Below are 15,893 nucleotides of genomic sequence, written 5' to 3'. Positions count from 1 at the left end.
TTAGGCGTCGCCGGAGCCGTCCCAGAGAGCGGCGCGCCGCGCGGCCACCGTCTCGTCGACGGCGTCGGGGATGACCTGTGCGAGTCCGGTGCCGCTGAGCCAGGCACCCACGGCAACCAGGCCCGGCACCGCACGGACGGCGGCGCGATCTGCAGCGGCGGCGGCCGCCCGACCGCGGACGGAGGCGGGCTGGGACTGGACGAACCGTTCCCGGTGCGCGCCGCGCAGCTGCGATCGTTCGAGCGGCACGCCGAGCAGCGCGCTCGCCTGCGCGAGCGCGAGCACTGCGGCATCCTCGTCCGACAGCGACGCGGTCGCGGGCTCCTCGCCCTGTGCCCCGAACGACACCCGCAGGGCGTGGATACCGGCGCCCGCCGCGGCGGCGACCCACGACCATTTCGCGGTGGAGTGCGTGAGGGCCTTGGCGGGGTAGGCGTGCGGCACGGTCAGGACACCCGTGCCGCGCGGGGCCGCATCCAGTTCCGGCGCCTCGACGACGAGGGTCACGATCTCGACGACCGGTGCGGTGCCGGCGGCGGGGGCGAGACCGGGGACCACCGGGGAGAGCAGCCGGCGGGCGGCGGCCTCGGTGGTGGCGACGACCACGACGTCCACCGTGGTGCTCTGATCGGACGGTCCGTCGGCCTCGATCTCGGCGGGCGGGGCGACAGCGTGCACGTCCCATCCGGCGCGCCCGCGCTGCAGCCGGTCCACCGGGGAGTTCAGCCGGACGTCGACGCCGAACTCGCCCAGACGTGCGGCCAGCGCGTCGACCAGGCGGGTCATCCCGCCCTCGAGACCCTCGACGGCGCTCCCCGGCACGGCGGCGCGTCCGGCGCGCAGCTGGCCCACCGCGCCGCTGAGTGAGCCGGTGCGGGTCAGTGCGGCGTTCAGGCCGGGAGCCGCCGCATCCACGTCGATGTCATCGGGGCGGGAGGAGTAGACGCCGGCGGTCACCGGGGCGACGAGCCGGTCGAGCACCTTGTCACCCATGCGACTGCGGACCAGGTGTCCGAGACTGCGGTCGTGACCGATCGTGAGCGGAGGGCGCAGCCGGTCGAGGTAGGCACGCCAGGCGCCGCCCCAGCCGAGGATGCGGCGCACCGCGGGATCCCACGGGTTCTCCGGGATGCCGAGGACCCCGCCGCGCGGGAGCGGCGCGGCGCCGACGCCGGGAACGCCCGCCACCCACGCTCCGCCGCCCGTCGGGCGGACGATGGCGTCGGAGAGGCCGAGCTCGTCGAGGAAGCGACGCACGTGGCCACCGCGGGTGGCGAAGCTCTCCGCCCCCACGTCGAGGCGGAGTCCCGCGACGTCGGCGGCGCGCAGCACGCCGCCGAGGCGCTCCGTGGCTTCGAACAGCGTCACGGTCATCCCGACCTTGGCGAATTCGAGGGCGGCGACCATTCCGCCGATCCCGCCGCCGACGACGGCGACGCGAATGCCGTGCGCGTGGGCGGCCAGCGTGTCGAGCGGCTCGGTCATGACGCCGTGGCGTGCACGTGCTCGACGATGCGGGTGAGGACCGTCGGGTCGGTGTCCGGCGGCACGCCGTGGCCGAGGTTGAGGATGTGGGCCCGGGCGGCGCGGCCACGGCGGAGCACATCGTCCACGTGTGCGGCGAGCACCTCCCACGGGGCGCGCAGCAGCGCCGGGTCGATGTTGCCCTGGACCGTCACGTCCGGCCCGAGCGCGGCGGCCGCCTCGTCGAGCGGGGTCCGCCAGTCCACGCCCACCGCGTCCGCGGTGGTGCCGAGGCGCATGTCGGGCAGGAGGTGCGCGGTGCCGACGCCGAAGTGGATGCGGGGAACCGTGACGGCGGCGAGCGCTGCCTGCGAGTGCGGCGCGACGAACGCACGGTAGTCCGCCACCGACAGCGAGCCCGCCCACGAGTCGAACAGCTGCACGGCCGAGGCCCCCGCATCCGTCTGCGCCTGCAGGAACGCGGCGGAGACCTGCGCGAGCCAGCCGGCCAGCGCATGCCAGGCCGCCGGGTCCGCGTGCATCATGGCGCGGGCACGGAGGTGCTCCTTGGAGGGACCGCCCTCGACGAGGTACGCGGCCAGGGTGAACGGGGCGCCGGCGAAGCCGATGAGGGGGGTGTCGCCGAGCTCCGACACCACGGCGCGGACGGCGGCGCGGATGGGTTCTGCCGCGGCGGCCACCTCGCCCGGGTCGACGGCGGTGATGCGGGCGACGTCGGATGCGGTGCGCACCGGGTTCGCGAACACCGGCCCCCGACCGGGCTCGATCTCGACGTCGATGCCGGCCAAGCGCAGCGGCACGACGATGTCGCTGAAGAAGATGCCGGCGTCCACGCCGTGGCGGCGCACCGGCTGCAGCGTGATCTCGGCAGCGAGGTCCGGGGTGAGGCAGGCATCCAGCATCCGAGTGCCGACGCGCAGGTCGCGGTACTCCGGCAGGGACCGGCCCGCCTGTCGCATGAACCAGACGGGCGGACGATCGGGACGGTCGCCCGTCAGGGCGCGCAGCAGAAGGGATGCGGTGGGCACGCCGTCCATCCTCCCACCCGCGTCCTTCACGGCAGCTGCGCGCGGGTTCAGGGAGCGCACGGGAGCGGGCGGAGTAGACTCACTCCTCGTGCTGCTGTGCGTGAGCGCGAGTCATAAGACCGCATCCTTCGACCTCCTCGAGCGGCTCAGCGCACCCCCGGCCCCGATCGCCCCGATGATCGCCGCGCACGACGACTGCGTACAGGGTGCCGTCGTCGTCGCGACCTGCAACCGCTTCGAGGCCTACGTCGACATGGACGAGCCCGTCACGGCCGCCGGAACCGTCGGCGTCGAGGCCGCCCTCATGGCCATCGAATCCGCCACCGGCGTCACCGCCGCCGACCTCGAAGGCTCGTACCGGGTGATCTCCGGCCCCGCGGTCGCCGAGCACCTCTTCGCCGTCGCCGCCGGGCTCGAATCCGTCGTCGTGGGCGAGGGTGAGATCGCCGGGCAGGTGCGCCGCGCGCTGACCGAGGCCCGCGCCGAGGGCACCACCTCCGCCGAACTCGAGCGCCTGTTCCAGCGCGCGTCCGAGGCGCAGCGCGAGATCAAGAACACCACCGCGCTCGGCCGCGCCGGCCGTTCCCTCGTGCGCCTGGGCCTCGACCTGGCCGCCAGCCGCGTCGCCGACTGGGGAATGCTGCGGGTGCTGCTTGTCGGCACCGGCGCCTACGCCGCCGCGACCCTCGCTGCCCTCCGCGACCGCGGCGCCACCGACATCACGGTGTACTCCCCCTCCGGCCGCGCCGAGCGCTTCGCGCACAAGCACGCGATCGACTGGGTCGAGCAGGCGGCCTACGCCACCGCCGCCCGCCGCGCCGACCTCATCATCACCTGCACCACCGCGGAGCATCACGTGCTGGACGCGGCGATCCTCGGCGGCGAGTCGACCGGGCCGTCCCGGTGCCCGGTGGGCACCCCCGTGCCGCGCCGTCTCGTGATCGACCTGGGCCTGCCCCGGAACGTCGACCCCGACGTCGCCGGGGTCACCGGCACCGAAGTGCTCGACCTCGAGACCATCCGGCTGCATGCGCCGCTCGAGGAGCTGCAGGCGACGGACGCCGCCCGCGCCCTGGTGCAGGACGCCGCCCACCGCTTCCTCGTCGCCGGCGAGCGACGCGCGGTCGCCCCGGCCGTGGTGGCCCTGCGCCGCCACGCGTTCGACCTGCTCGAGGAGGAGATCGAACGCGCCCGCGCAAAGGGCGACGACGGCCGCACCGAGCATGCCCTGCGCCACTTCGTCGGGCGGCTCCTCCACACGCCCACGACGCGGGCACACGAGATGGCCGAGCACGGCCGCGCCGACGACTACGTGCAGGCACTCGAAGCCCTCCTCGGCATCCAGGTGTCTGCGGCGACCGAGCCCGACATCGCGGACGACGCCCAGGATCTCGCCGGCTGACCCATGGCCCTGCACATCACCGACGACGCCGACGCCGACGAGCTGCTGAGCGAGAACCCGCTGGCCCTTCTGATCGGGATGCTGCTGGACCAGCAGATCGCGATGGAAACCGCGTTCGCGGGTCCCCGGAAGATCCTCGAGCGCACCGGCAGCATGGATGCGGCGACGATCGCCGCGATGGACCCGCAGGAGTTCGCGGCCGTGTTCTCGCAGACGCCCGCGGTGCACCGCTTCCCCGGGTCGATGGCGGCACGCGTGCAGGCACTGTGCACCGCCATCGCCGAGGACTGGCACGACGACGCGGCGGCACTGTGGACCGACGGCGACCCCACCGGCGCGGAGGTGCTGACGCGCCTCAAGGCGCTCCCCGGGTTCGGCGAGCAGAAGGCGAAGATCTTCCTGGCGCTGCTCGGCAAGCAGTGCGGATTCACCGGCGAGGGCTGGCGGGCCGCATCCGCCCCGTACGGCGAGGAGGGCTCGTTCCGCTCGGTCGCCGACATCACGAGTCCCGAGGCGCTCGGGAAGGTGCGCGAGACCAAGCGCGCCGCGAAGGCCGCCGCGAAGCAGGCCTGACCCCCACTGCGCGAGTGGGCACTCGTGGCGACTTTGGGGGCGCGGATTCCCGCCACGACTGACCACTCGCGCGCGCGCCGCTACCCTGGCGGCATGCCCACACGCGAACCGGCCGCATCCGTCACCCTCGACGGGTTCGAACTGCGGGTGCTGCACATCCCGCTGGTGAGCCCGTTCACCACCTCGTTCGGCACCGAGGCGGTGCGCGAGGTCATCGTCGTGCGTGCGCACACCCCCGACGGCGACGGCTGGGGCGAGATCGTCACGCAGTCCGCACCGCTGTACTCCAGCGAGTACACCCAGGGCGCGTGGGATGTCGCCCGGCGCTACCTCATCCCGGCGCTGCTCGATGCGCACACCCTTGCACCGGAACAGGTGGCGGGCGTCCTCGCCCCGTTCGTCGGGCACCGGATGACCAAGGCCGGCCTCGAGCTCGCGGTGCTCGACGCCGCACTGCGTTCCCAGGGGCGCCCCCTCGGCGGCTACCTCGGCGCCGTCCGCGACCGGGTGCCGAGCGGCGTCTCGGTCGGCATCCAGGCCGACCCATCGGCGCTCGTCGACGCCGTCGGGGGCTACCTCGACGAGGGCTACGTGCGCATCAAGATCAAGATCAAGCCCGGCCGCGACGTCGCCGACACCGCCGCCGTCCGGGAGGCGTTCGGGACCATCCCGCTGCAGGTGGACGCGAATTCCGCGTACACGCTCGCCGACGCCGACACCCTCGCCGAGCTCGACCGTTTCGATCTGCTGCTCATCGAGCAGCCGCTGCAGGAGGACGACCTCGTCGACCATGCGGCGCTCGCGGGGATGCTGTGCACGCCGGTGTGCCTCGACGAGTCGATCACCTCGCTGAAGGCCGCCACCGACGCGCTCGCGCTCGGCGCCACCTCGGTCATCAACATCAAGGCGGGTCGAGTCGGCGGGTACCTCGAGGCCGTCCGCATCCACGACCTGTGCCGAGACGCGGGGATCCCGGTGTGGTGCGGCGGAATGCTGGAGACCGGCATCGGCCGTGCCGCGAACGCGGCGCTCGCGGCGCTGCCCGGCTTCACCCTGCCGGGAGACGTGTCGGCGTCGGACCGGTTCTACCATCGCGACATCGTGACCGAGCCCGCGGTGCTCGAGGACGGCCACGTGCGGGTGCCGACGGGTCCCGGCCTCGGCGTCGAGATCGACCCGCTCGCTCTGGAGGAGTTCACCGTCGCCCGGGAGACCGTCCGCCGCTGACCCGGCTGCGCGGGGTGCCGACGGAACACGGCGGCTAGAATCGACGGATGCCGCCGGCTCGCGGCATCCGCGATCTCCGCGCCCCGTTCCCGACCATTGGAGCCACCGTGGCCGAGCAGTCCCGTCTCGACAAAGTCATCGCCCTCGCCCGCCACCGCGGGTTCGTTTTCCAGGCCGGTGAAATCTATGGCGGTTCTCGCTCCGCGTGGGATTACGGCCCCCTCGGCACCGAGCTGAAGGAGAACATCCGCCGCCAGTGGTGGCAGACGTTCGTGCGCAGCCGCGGCGACATGGTGGGCCTGGACTCCTCGATCATCCTGCCCAAGCGCGTCTGGGAGGCATCGGGTCACGTCGCCACCTTCACCGACCCGCTGGTGGAGTGCCTGCACTGCCACAAGCGCTTCCGCGCCGACAACCTCATCGAGGACTTCGAGGCCCGTAAGGGTCGCCCCGCCGAGAACGGTCTGGCCGATGTCCCCTGCCCCCACTGTGGCACCAAGGGTCAGTACACCGAGCCGAAGGCGTTCTCCGGGCTCGTCAAGGCGTACCTCGGCGTCGTGGACGACGAGAGCGGCCTGTACTACCTGCGTCCGGAGACCGCGCAGGGCATCTTCGTGAACTTCACCAACGTGCTCACCGCCAGCCGCAAGAAGCCGCCGTTCGGTATCGGCCAGGTGGGCAAGTCGTTCCGGAATGAGATCACGCCCGGCAACTTCATCTTCCGCACCCGCGAGTTCGAGCAGATGGAGATCGAGTACTTCACCCCGCCCGCGGAGGCGCAGGAGTGGTTCGAGCACTGGGTCGAGGCGTGCTGGAACTGGTTCATCGATCTCGGCATCGACCCGGCCAACATGCGCCGCTACAACGTGCCCGAGGACGACCGCGCCCACTACTCCGCCGGCACGATCGACGTGGAGTACAAGTTCGGCTTCCCCGGCAAGGAGTGGGGCGAGCTGATGGGCGTCGCCAACCGCACCGACTACGACCTCTCCAGCCACGCCGAGGCGTCAGGCCAGAAGCTGTCGTACTTCGACCAGGCCTCCGGCGAGACCTACACCCCCTACGTGATCGAGCCGTCCTTCGGTCTCACCCGCTCGATGATGGCGTTCCTCGTGGATGCGTACGAGGAGGAGGAGGTGCCGAACGCGAAGGGCGGCACCGACACTCGCACCGTGCTCCGGCTCGACCCGCGTCTGGCGCCGGTCAAGGTCGCGGTGCTCCCCCTCAGCCGCAACGAGCGCCTGTCGCCGCTGGCGCGCCAGGTGGCCGACGACCTGCGCGGCAACTGGAACGTCGACTTCGACGACGCCGGCGCCATCGGCCGCCGCTACCGCCGCCAGGACGAGATCGGTACGCCGTTCTGTGTCACGGTCGACTTCGATTCGCTCGACGACCACGCCGTCACCGTCCGCGACCGGGACACCATGGGTCAGGAGCGGGTGCCGCTCGACCAGCTCCACACCTACCTCGCCGAACGACTCCGCGGCGCCTGAGACGTGCCGGCGCTCTCCTCGATCGCCGGGTCGGTGCCGGCGTCCGGCATCCGGCGTGTGTTCGAGCTTGCGCAGGGCATCGACGGTGTCATCCCGCTCGCGGTCGGCGAGCCGGAGCTCCCGGTCGCGCCGCACATCCTCGCGGCCGGGGCGGCCGCGTGGGAGCGGGACGCGACGGCCTACACCCCGAACTCCGGCATCCTGGCGCTCCGCCGGGCGATCGTCGCCAAGCTCGCGCGCCACAACGGGTACGAGGCGGATATCGACCGCGTGCACGTCACGGCGGGCGGGTCGCAGGCACTGCACCTCGCGGCGAGCCTCGCCCTCGGTCCCGGCAATGAACTGCTGATCCCCGACCCGGGCTACGCGACCTTCGCGATGGTGCCACGCCTCGTGGGGGCGAGCCCGGTCGGTTATCCGCTGCACGCCGAGAACGGGTTCGTCCCCGTGATCGAGGAACTCGAGCGCCGCGTGACGCACCGCACCCGGGCACTGCTGATCAACAGCCCGTCCAATCCGCTCGGCGTGGTCTACCCGGCCGAGGTGATGCGCGACCTCCTCGCCTTCGCCGCGCGGCACGACCTGTGGGTCATCAGCGACGAGGTCTACGAGTACCTGTCCTACGACGACCGCTTCGTCAGCGCCGCGACGATCGACCCGAGCCGGGTGCTGGGCGTGTACTCGCTCTCGAAGACGTACGGACTCACCGGCGGACGCGTCGGCTACCTGGTCACCCCGCCCGGCCTCACCTCGGCCGTCCGTGCCGTGCAGGAGGCCACCGTCAGCTGCGTCAACGAGCCGGCGCAGTGGGCGGCGGTCGCGGCCCTCGACGGCCCGCAGGACGCGGTGACGGATGCGGTGACGCACTACGCCGAGAACCTCGCGGCGGCCCGCGCGGTTCTCGACTCCCGCGGCATCCGGCACCTCGTCCCGGGCGGCGCGTTCTACCTGTGGATCGACATGTCGCACGAGACCGGCGGCGATGTCGCCGGGTGGGCGGAGCGGTTCCTGCTCACGCAGCGGGTGGCCGTCGCGCCCGGGTCGGCGTTCGGCCCGTCCGGGGAGGGCTGGATCCGGGTGTGCTTCGCCGGTCGCGCAGAGCCGTTGCTCACAGGCCTGGGCCGTCTGCCCGCTCCGGCGGGCCGCACGCGCTAACGTCGAGGACACATCGCTCGCCAGGAGCACGTCGTTCGAAGGAGCCCCGTGACCGACCTTCCTGCCGTCGTGCTCGCCCTCGTGGGAACCGGTGTGCTGTTCGCACTGGCGATCCTCGCCGCGTGGCACGTCTGGTACGCCCTGGCGCTCAGCCGCGTCTTCGTCGCCCATGACACCGAGCCGTGGCGGGCCTGGGTCCCGGTGCTGAACGAGGCCGAGCTGCTGCGACTGGGTCGTGAGGATCCGGTGAAGGCGGCACTTTTCCTCGTCCCGGTGGTGAACCTCTACGCGATCGTGCTGAAGGCGATCGCGGCGGCACGGATCGGCCGCGCGGAGGATCGTTCCGGTGCCCTCGTTGCCCTGGCCGTCGTCCTGCCGCCGCTGTGGGCGACGCTGCTCGCGGCTCCTCGCGGACCGCGGACGACGGCGACCTCCGCCCCGGTGGCCGCTCCCGTCCCGGGCGTCGCGGCCGGGGTCCGCCCGACCGATCCGATCGCGCCGACTCCGCCGCTGCCGCCGGCACCGGGTCCGGTCGCCGGCGCCGACGCGTCGGCTCCCGCACCCGCGGCGCCCCCGGCACCACCCGCGCCCGCGCCCGCGGCATCGTCCGCTCCGTCCCCGGGTACGCCGGCCGATGCGGTGCCCGCTGGCCCTCCGCTCACGCGTCGTGCGGCGGCGCTCCGCCGCGACGGCGTCGACGACGCCACGGCGATCGTCCGCGCCCCCGCCGGGTGGGAGCTGGTGCTCCCCGCCGGGGACACTGTCGCGCTCACCTCCCGCGTCGTGATCCTCGGGCGCAACCCGCAGGCCGAGGACGATGCGCAGGTGGTGCCGGTCGCGGACACCACCCGCACGGTGTCGAAGCGTCACGCCCGCCTGGAGTGGGACGGCCGCACCTGGACCCTCACCGATCTGGACTCGACCAACGGCGTCTCGGTGACGGTCGAGGGCAGTCCGCGGATGCTGCCACCCGGCACGCCGGTGCCGGTGCCCGACGGCTTCGCCCTCGGCGATGCGGCCGTGGTGCTCCGCCGCTCCGCCTGAGTCCTCAGTCGATGCGCGTGGTGTCGCCGTACAGTCCGCCGCCGGGGTGATCGCCCACGGCGGTGCCGATGCCCGCGCGTCGCCGAGCCATCAACACACCCAGCGCACCGACGGCGCCGAGCAGCACGAGGCCGCCGACGGCGCTCGCGGTCGCCCAGGCGACGGCCGCGGCATTCGCGGGCGGGTCCGACGAGACCGTCACCGGTGCCGCATCCGACACGAGCGGGGGTGTCTGCGCGCCGTCGAGGAACGGGCTCGCGGGTCCGCGCAGACCCGTTCCGGGAGCGAGCATGATCGCGTCGTAGGGCTGGACCACACCCCATCCGGAAGCATCCGTTCGCGCGTCCGGATCCGCCCGCACGGCGGTGGCCTCGAGCCGGTAGGCCCATTGCGCCGGCGTCTCATCGGGGTGCGCCGCGGCGACCAGCGCCGCCGCGGCCGAGACGTACCCCGCCGCGTAGCTCGTCGCAGGCACCTCCGCGGCATAGATGCAGTCGCCGCCCACGGCGGAGGTCGTGAGGACGACCTGGCCGGGCGCGGTGACGGCCACGTGCGGGCCATGGATGCTCCAGTCGCCCACGACGCCGTCGAGATCGCCGGCACCGACGCCGAGGGCACCGGGGTCGCCCGCCGGGTAGCGGGTGCCGTCCTGGTCGTCCTCCTCCACCGAGAGGGTCGAGTCGCGGTTGCCCGCGCTGGCCACCACCAGCGACCCCCGCTCGGTCGCGTAGGCGACGGCCGCGGTCACGGCTGGATCGGCGGCGTTCGCACTCAGTGAGACGTTGATGACCTGCGCGCCCTGGTCCGCGGCGAAGCGGATCCCCTCGGCGAGCCGGGCGACCGAGGGCCCGATGCCGGCCTCGCGTTGCTGGTCCTCGATCCCGGCGAACACCCGCACCGACAGGATGCGGGCCTCCGGGGCGAGGCCCACGACGCCGGATCCCGCGATCTCGCGCGCGGCGATCTGACCCGCGATGGCGGTGCCATGACCGTAGAGGTCGGTGAACCCCGCCGCATCCGTGCCGTCGGGAACGAGATTGGCCCCCCCGATGACCGCCCCGCTGAGGTGCGGGTTCGACGCCGCGACGCCGGAGTCGACGACGGCGACCGTCACCCCGGCCCCCCGGGTGACGCTCCACGCCAGGTCGCTTTGCAGCACCTGCAGGGCGGGGACAGCCCGGTCAAGGCGGGTGGAGGCCGTGCACTCGCCCTCGGCGGTCTCGGCCTGCGCCGGCAGCGCCATGCCCGACAGCAGGACGGCGAGGACCGTCACTGCGGCGGCCCTCCGCGCCGTTCTCATTCCTCGTCGACGGCGGGCGATGTCCCCGCCGCCTCCTCCGTCAGCGCCGGACCGGTCTCGAACAGGGCGATCCAGCCCTGGGCGGCGGACCCGATGTCGTCGAGGTCGTAGCCCAGCCGGTTCACGGTCTCCTCGGTCGCTCCGGGCAGCGGATACGCGGTACCGGTGGCGTCGATCAGGGTGAGGATGCCGGTCTTCTGTTCGCCACGGCCGCCCGCGTACACCAGCGCCCCGTGACCTGCGGCGATGCGCACGCCCGCCGACACCGTCACGTCCGCATCCTGCGCGGCGAGCACGGTACGGGAGCCTGCGGCCCCGTCGCCGTCCAGGAGCGCGCACGGACGCTGATCGGTCGGGATCGCGGTGAAGCCGGTCTCGGGCCAATCGGCGCCGCCCGCCCCGATCGGTGCGGAGGGGATGTCCGCGACCGCGGCCGAAGAGACCTCGGTCACGCCGTCGAGGTCCGCCCCGCTGCCCAGCTGGTACAGCTGCCAGGCGAGAGGGGTGAGTTGGGCCAGCGTGCCGTCCGACTGCACGAGGAGTCGTTCGTCGTCCGCCTGGCCGCGGATGTGCACGACGTCGCCGACGGCGAGGTCGGTGCCCGAGAGCCGTTCGCCGGCGCCTTCGACGACGAGGGGTTCCAGCGGGGTGCCGGCGATGAAGAGGTTGAGCCACGCGGCGGAGACCTCGACCGGGTTCACCGCGGTGATCCCCGCGGCACGCAGCACGGCGTCACCGCTCGCGGCGTCCACCGCGAAGCTGCGTTCGCCGTCGACCACGAACCGTTCCCCGTCGACGTCGACCACGACGGCGCCCTCGGTGACGGCCGGTGCGCCGCTGCCGATGCGCACGGCCACGCCTGCGTCGTCGGCGACGCACGCGCTCCAGCCGGTGGCCAGCAGGTTGTCGGCGGGCGGCAGTTCATCGGGGGCGCCCACGATGCCGAGCGTGTCCCCCACGCTCACCCCGGAGAGGTTCTGCTGATCGGTTGTGATGACCTCGAATCCGCTCGCGGGAAGCAGCAGCCGGGCACTGGCGGTGTTGATGACCGGATGCAGCTCACCTTCGATCGTGACGAAGCGCGCGCCGGTGTCGGACACCAGGATCAGCTTGCCGTTATCCCACCCGGAGGGCAGGCCCGGTTTGATGAGCCCGTAGAAGACCCCCACCAGGACCACGCCGAGGGTGAGTGCGATCGCGGCGATGACCGCGCGCAACGGAGCGGTGGGTTCCATCTCCTTGCCACCGGGCGCACCGCTGACGAAGGCGGTGAGCAGGCGCCGACGGGAGAAGTTCTGCGCCTCGATCAGGTCGCTCTTGGTGGCCATCCCGGCTCAGGCCCATCCGGCGGCGATCGCCCCGAGCGGCAGCAGCAGCGCGAGGATGACGAGCTCGGCGGTGTCGGCCAGGCGGGTGAGCCGCATCCGCGCCTTCGGGGAGAGGAGGGTGAGGGTGACGACGATGACGGTGGCCACGGCGACGACGACCAGGAGAGCCGTGCGAAGGCCCGGCTGAGTGAGGGCGACGGTGATGCCGGTCGCGGCGAGCCCCACGGTGCCGACGCCCATGACGGCCAGCACGCTCGCCCGGGAGTACGCCTGCCGCGAGGGGAACATCATGGCGAGGGAAGCGAGCAGGCAGAGCGCTGCGCCGACCGGCCCGCTGGCGGCGACGAGCGGCACCGCCGCCAGCAGCACGAGACCGGCGGCGAGGCGGAGGCACACCAGCATCCGTCGCCCGCGGGCGGCACGGCGACGAACGTCCTCGGCATCGATCGGCACGGGGTCGGCGAACATCTCGGCATCGCTCTGCGGCGAGATGACCCGGATGCGGGTCGAGCTGAGGACGAGCCACGGCAGCGCGCCGCCGAGCGTGCCGACGACGGCGACGGTCAGCGCGTACACGGCCGCCTCGCCGCCCGGCATGAGGACCGCGATACCGGAGGAGATCGCGAGCGTTCCGGCCACGACGAGCGGAACCAGCTGGATCTCGCCCCGCTCGGGCATGAGCGCCATCGCGATGCCCGCGCACACCAGCGCGGAGATGCCCGCCATCGCCAGCGGGAACCCCCACAGCGAGGCGCCCGGCGGGGTGGCGAGGTAGCCGGCGAGGCCGGAGAAGACGGCGGCGGCGATACCGAGCCCGTGGCCGGCCTCCCCCTGACCGAGTCGCGATACGACCGCCGCGACCACGAGCAGAACCACCGCACCACCGGCGGCGATGAGCGATCCGAGGCCGAGGCCCGGACCCACGGCGAGAAGGAGGATGGCGCAGATCCCGAGCAGCGTGAGACTGGCAGCGAGCGCCGTGCGGGCGTTGTCCTGGGGGCTCCACGGCCTCGTCTGCTCCGCGGTCGCATCGATGACCGCCTCCACGATGTCGTCGTATACGCGCGGTTGGGTGACGAGCCCGCCGCGGGCGAGCGTCAGCACATCGCCGTCCTCCACACCCTGCGCCGCCGCCCCCTGGGAGATGTCGAGGGTCTTGCCGTCCGCCGTGAGCAGTGCGTAACCGTTCGAGGTCATCGTGGGGTCGAGGACGCCCAAGCTGCGGGCGAAGCCGGGCATGAATTCGATCAGCGGCACCTGCGCCGGCACACCGATGTCGAGCCGTCGGCCCTCGCTCTGCACCGAGATGCGAAGCAGCGAGCGCGGCGCGGTGATCGTCTGGGCCACGGTGCGGATCCCCCTCGAGCTTGTCCGAACGCGGTGGCGACCCGGTTCGCGCGGTCAGTCTAGTGCGCGGTCTGCGTGCACCCCTCCGACGGTGCCGAGCCTGTGGACACCAGCCCCCGGGAGAGAACTCTTATCCACAGACTTGCGATTTCACCGTCACAGCGGAAGTACCACATCTACCGTGGACTGCGGTAGGCCCGGGTGGCCGACTCCGCTCGAGGGTTATGCTCGGCGGCCATCACGACCCATCGCACAGAAAGAGGGGGATGTCGTGGCAGATGTGATCTCCGCCGAAGAGGGCGCGCTCAAGCGCGGCGCAGAGGCAGTAAACACCGCGAAGGCGGGTATCGATCAGCAGGTCAAGAAGGTTCGCGGCGAGATCGAGCAGGTCGCGGGCTTCTGGACGGGGGCCGCAGCCGGCTCCTACACCCAGCTCATGCAGCGCTGGAACGAAGAGACGACGAAGCTCAACGATGTGCTCGTCACGCTGGAGGATGCCCTGAAGGGCACCGAGCGCGACCAGGCGGCGTCCGAAGAGTCGCACCAGCAGACCATCTCCGGTCTCACCTCGATGATGGGCTCCTGACGCCGCGCGGCGCAGGAAGAGAAGGGATTTCGATATGCAGTCGATGTCAGTTCGTCCCGAGCAGGTCGTCGCGCTCGCGGGTCAGATCCGCAACGGCGCGGCCGGGATCAAGTCCCAGCTCGAGCAGCTGGAGTCCGAGGTCGGCAAGCTCCGCTCCTCCTGGAACGGTGAAGCGCAGACCTCGTACGATGACGCGCAGCGCAAGTGGACCCAGTCGCTGACGGCGCTCCAGGCGCTGCTCGAGCAGATCTCCTCGAAGACCGAGCAGATCTCGCAGGGCTACGTCTCGACCGACAAGTCGGCCGCGGGACGCTTCGCCCTCTGACGATTCGTTCACCCGGGCCGGGGTCGTGATGCATGCATCCGGCCCCGGCCCGCACCCAGTTCTACGCACCACGGGGGAAAACCATCATGCTTGACGCCGGCACCATCGGTTACGACCTGGCGATCCTCGCCAAGAACGTCTCGACCATGAAGGAGCATGCCGACGGCATGCTGGACCCCTCCGCCGTGGAGAAGGTCACCGGCGGGGGCGAAGACACCGCGCAGGTGAACTACACGGCCCGTCTCGAGCAGGTGATGACCCACCTCGGGCTGCGGATCGAGAAGATCCGCAGCTTCGTCACGGCCAACGCCGAGGCCCTCAACACCGCCGCGGCTGCGCTCGAGGCCACGGATTCCGAGGGCGATCAGGCCGCCGCGCAGGCCACCGAGTTCATCGACTCCATCGTCGCCTCCACCCCGGCGGGTTCGGGGACGCCGGGGAACACCGGAAACGGCGGGAACAGCGGCGGGTCCACCGGCAACGCCGACGGCGGCACCGCATCCGGCACGTCGCGACCGGGCACCTCGTCCGGCGGCGTCTCGGGACTGTGATCGACCACCACGAGGACCACCGGATGACGATTCCCCTGGCGCGACGGGCGGCGGCCGCCTGCGCGCTCGCGCTCGCCGCCGTGATCGGCGTGGGCACCGCCGCCCCCGCCGCGGCAGCCGGCGATCAGTGGTGGTACGACACGTACCAGGTGGAAAAGAACCACGCCGACGGCTGGACCGGGGAGGGCGTGAAGATCGCCGTCATCGACGAGCAGATCAATCCCGAGCTTCCCGTCTTCGCGGGGACGAACCTCACCGTCGCCCCGGAGGCGTTGTGTGAGGGGCGCTCCGCGACGTCCACCGACGTCGCCACCGCCCAGCACGGCAGCACGATCACCGCGCTCCTGATCGGCAACGGCGAGGGCGCCGCCGGCATCCGCGGCATCGTGCCGGATGCCGAGGTCACATTCTTCGGTCTCGGGCCGGAGCCGGAAGGCTCCGAGACCGACACGTGCGACCCTCCGGCCGAGGCCGGTGAGGGGGTCACGGAGCTCGGCTGGGGCATCCGGCAGGCCATCGACGCCGGCGCGGACGTCATCTCGATGTCGATCGGCGCGAACCCCGAGGAGGGTGACGCCGAGATCGTCGCCGAGGCCATCGCGCGCGGGATCGTCATGGTCGCGGCGGTGTACAACGGCGGCGCGGACTTCCTCGACACGCAGGTCTACCCCTGGGGGTACCGCGGCGTCGTCGCCATGAATGCCATGGATCAGAACGGTGCCCTGCCGATCGACCCGGACTTCGGCATCCCGCACATCGTGCCCGGGACCACGGCGGTCGCCGCCGGTGTGGACATCTCCGTCATCGGTCACGACGGCGACTGGAACGCGGCGGGGGTGGGAACGGGCTCCTCCTTCGCGGCTCCGCTCGTCGCCGGCATGATCGCCGCGACATCGCAGAAGTACCCGGAGGCCACCGGAAACCAGCTGCTGCAGTCGCTGATCCGTAACACCGGCCCCACCGACCACCCGCTGGAGTTCAGCGACACGGACGGCTACGGCTACGGACTCGCCTCCTTCACGCACATGCTGAACGTCGACCCGACCGGG

15 protein-coding genes are annotated in these 15,893 nt (G+C 72.3%); 10 read left to right on the top strand and 5 right to left on the bottom strand.

What is annotated here, in order from left to right:
* Nucleotides 1-1,485, bottom strand: coding sequence for an FAD-dependent oxidoreductase (locus NT132_RS09085; RefSeq protein WP_297787624.1), 1,485 nt, complete (start codon nt 1,483-1,485; stop codon nt 1-3).
* Entirely contained in the window at nt 1,482-2,522 is a 1,041-nt protein-coding gene (gene hemE / locus NT132_RS09080; RefSeq protein ID WP_297787622.1) for a uroporphyrinogen decarboxylase, read from the bottom strand. The genes NT132_RS09085 and hemE overlap by 4 nt, the downstream gene beginning before the upstream one ends.
* A gap of 79 nt (nt 2,523-2,601) precedes the next feature.
* Between hemE and NT132_RS09075 the strand changes: the two genes are divergently transcribed.
* The 6 genes from NT132_RS09075 to NT132_RS09050 all read left to right on the top strand — a co-directional run bounded on the left by NT132_RS09075 (nt 2,602) and on the right by NT132_RS09050 (nt 9,407).
* Nucleotides 2,602-3,915 carry a glutamyl-tRNA reductase gene (locus tag NT132_RS09075; protein ID WP_297787620.1) on the top strand — a complete coding sequence of 438 codons (1,314 nt, stop codon included), beginning with the start codon at nt 2,602-2,604 and terminating at the stop codon, nt 3,913-3,915.
* Nucleotides 3,916-3,918: 3 nt separating this feature from the next.
* Nucleotides 3,919-4,488 carry an HhH-GPD-type base excision DNA repair protein gene (locus NT132_RS09070; RefSeq protein ID WP_297787618.1) on the top strand — a complete coding sequence of 190 codons (570 nt, stop codon included), beginning with the start codon at nt 3,919-3,921 and terminating at the stop codon, nt 4,486-4,488.
* Between the two features lie 93 nt (nt 4,489-4,581).
* A complete protein-coding gene (gene menC, locus NT132_RS09065; protein ID WP_297787617.1) occupies nt 4,582-5,715 on the top strand; it encodes an o-succinylbenzoate synthase in 1,134 nt (377 codons plus the stop codon).
* Between the two features lie 107 nt (nt 5,716-5,822).
* The gene (locus tag NT132_RS09060) at nt 5,823-7,208 is read left to right on the top strand and encodes a glycine--tRNA ligase (RefSeq protein WP_297787745.1); all 1,386 of its coding nucleotides are present in this window, start codon (nt 5,823-5,825) and stop codon (nt 7,206-7,208) included.
* 3 nt (nt 7,209-7,211) lie between these two features.
* The gene (locus NT132_RS09055) at nt 7,212-8,363 is read left to right on the top strand and encodes an aminotransferase class I/II-fold pyridoxal phosphate-dependent enzyme (protein ID WP_297787615.1); all 1,152 of its coding nucleotides are present in this window, start codon (nt 7,212-7,214) and stop codon (nt 8,361-8,363) included.
* A 48-nt stretch (nt 8,364-8,411) separates the two neighbouring features.
* Nucleotides 8,412-9,407, top strand: coding sequence for an FHA domain-containing protein (locus NT132_RS09050; protein ID WP_297787613.1), 996 nt, complete (start codon nt 8,412-8,414; stop codon nt 9,405-9,407).
* A gap of 4 nt (nt 9,408-9,411) precedes the next feature.
* On the opposite strand, the gene NT132_RS09045 is transcribed toward NT132_RS09050, so the two are convergent.
* Genes NT132_RS09045 through eccD form a run of 3 tightly spaced genes read right to left on the bottom strand, consistent with a single transcriptional unit; the run spans nt 9,412 to nt 13,382 of the window.
* Nucleotides 9,412-10,680, bottom strand: coding sequence for a S8 family serine peptidase (locus NT132_RS09045; protein ID WP_297787611.1), 1,269 nt, complete (start codon nt 10,678-10,680; stop codon nt 9,412-9,414).
* Nucleotides 10,681-10,703: 23 nt separating this feature from the next.
* Nucleotides 10,704-12,035 carry a type VII secretion protein EccB gene (gene eccB / locus NT132_RS09040; RefSeq protein WP_297787609.1) on the bottom strand — a complete coding sequence of 444 codons (1,332 nt, stop codon included), beginning with the start codon at nt 12,033-12,035 and terminating at the stop codon, nt 10,704-10,706.
* Nucleotides 12,036-12,041: 6 nt separating this feature from the next.
* Entirely contained in the window at nt 12,042-13,382 is a 1,341-nt protein-coding gene (eccD, locus tag NT132_RS09035) for a type VII secretion integral membrane protein EccD (RefSeq protein WP_297787607.1), read from the bottom strand.
* A gap of 271 nt (nt 13,383-13,653) precedes the next feature.
* Between eccD and NT132_RS09030 the strand changes: the two genes are divergently transcribed.
* The 4 genes from NT132_RS09030 to NT132_RS09015 all read left to right on the top strand — a co-directional run.
* On the top strand, nt 13,654-13,968 hold the full coding sequence (locus tag NT132_RS09030; RefSeq protein WP_297787605.1) for a WXG100 family type VII secretion target: 315 nt from the start codon (nt 13,654-13,656) through the stop codon (nt 13,966-13,968).
* 43 nt (nt 13,969-14,011) lie between these two features.
* Complete coding sequence (locus NT132_RS09025; RefSeq protein ID WP_297787603.1) at nt 14,012-14,293, top strand: WXG100 family type VII secretion target; 282 nt, start codon at nt 14,012-14,014, stop codon at nt 14,291-14,293.
* A gap of 86 nt (nt 14,294-14,379) precedes the next feature.
* The gene (locus tag NT132_RS09020) at nt 14,380-14,844 is read left to right on the top strand and encodes a hypothetical protein (RefSeq protein ID WP_297787601.1); all 465 of its coding nucleotides are present in this window, start codon (nt 14,380-14,382) and stop codon (nt 14,842-14,844) included.
* Between the two features lie 23 nt (nt 14,845-14,867).
* Nucleotides 14,868-15,893, top strand: a 1,026-nt coding sequence (locus NT132_RS09015) for a S8 family serine peptidase (protein ID WP_297787599.1), incomplete at its 3' end; no start/stop codon positions are given.

Origin of the sequence: Microbacterium sp. (genome assembly GCF_026393345.1) — a bacterium.
Classification (GTDB): domain Bacteria; phylum Actinomycetota; class Actinomycetes; order Actinomycetales; family Microbacteriaceae; genus Microbacterium.
This window is presented reverse-complemented; position numbering and strand designations above follow the sequence as displayed.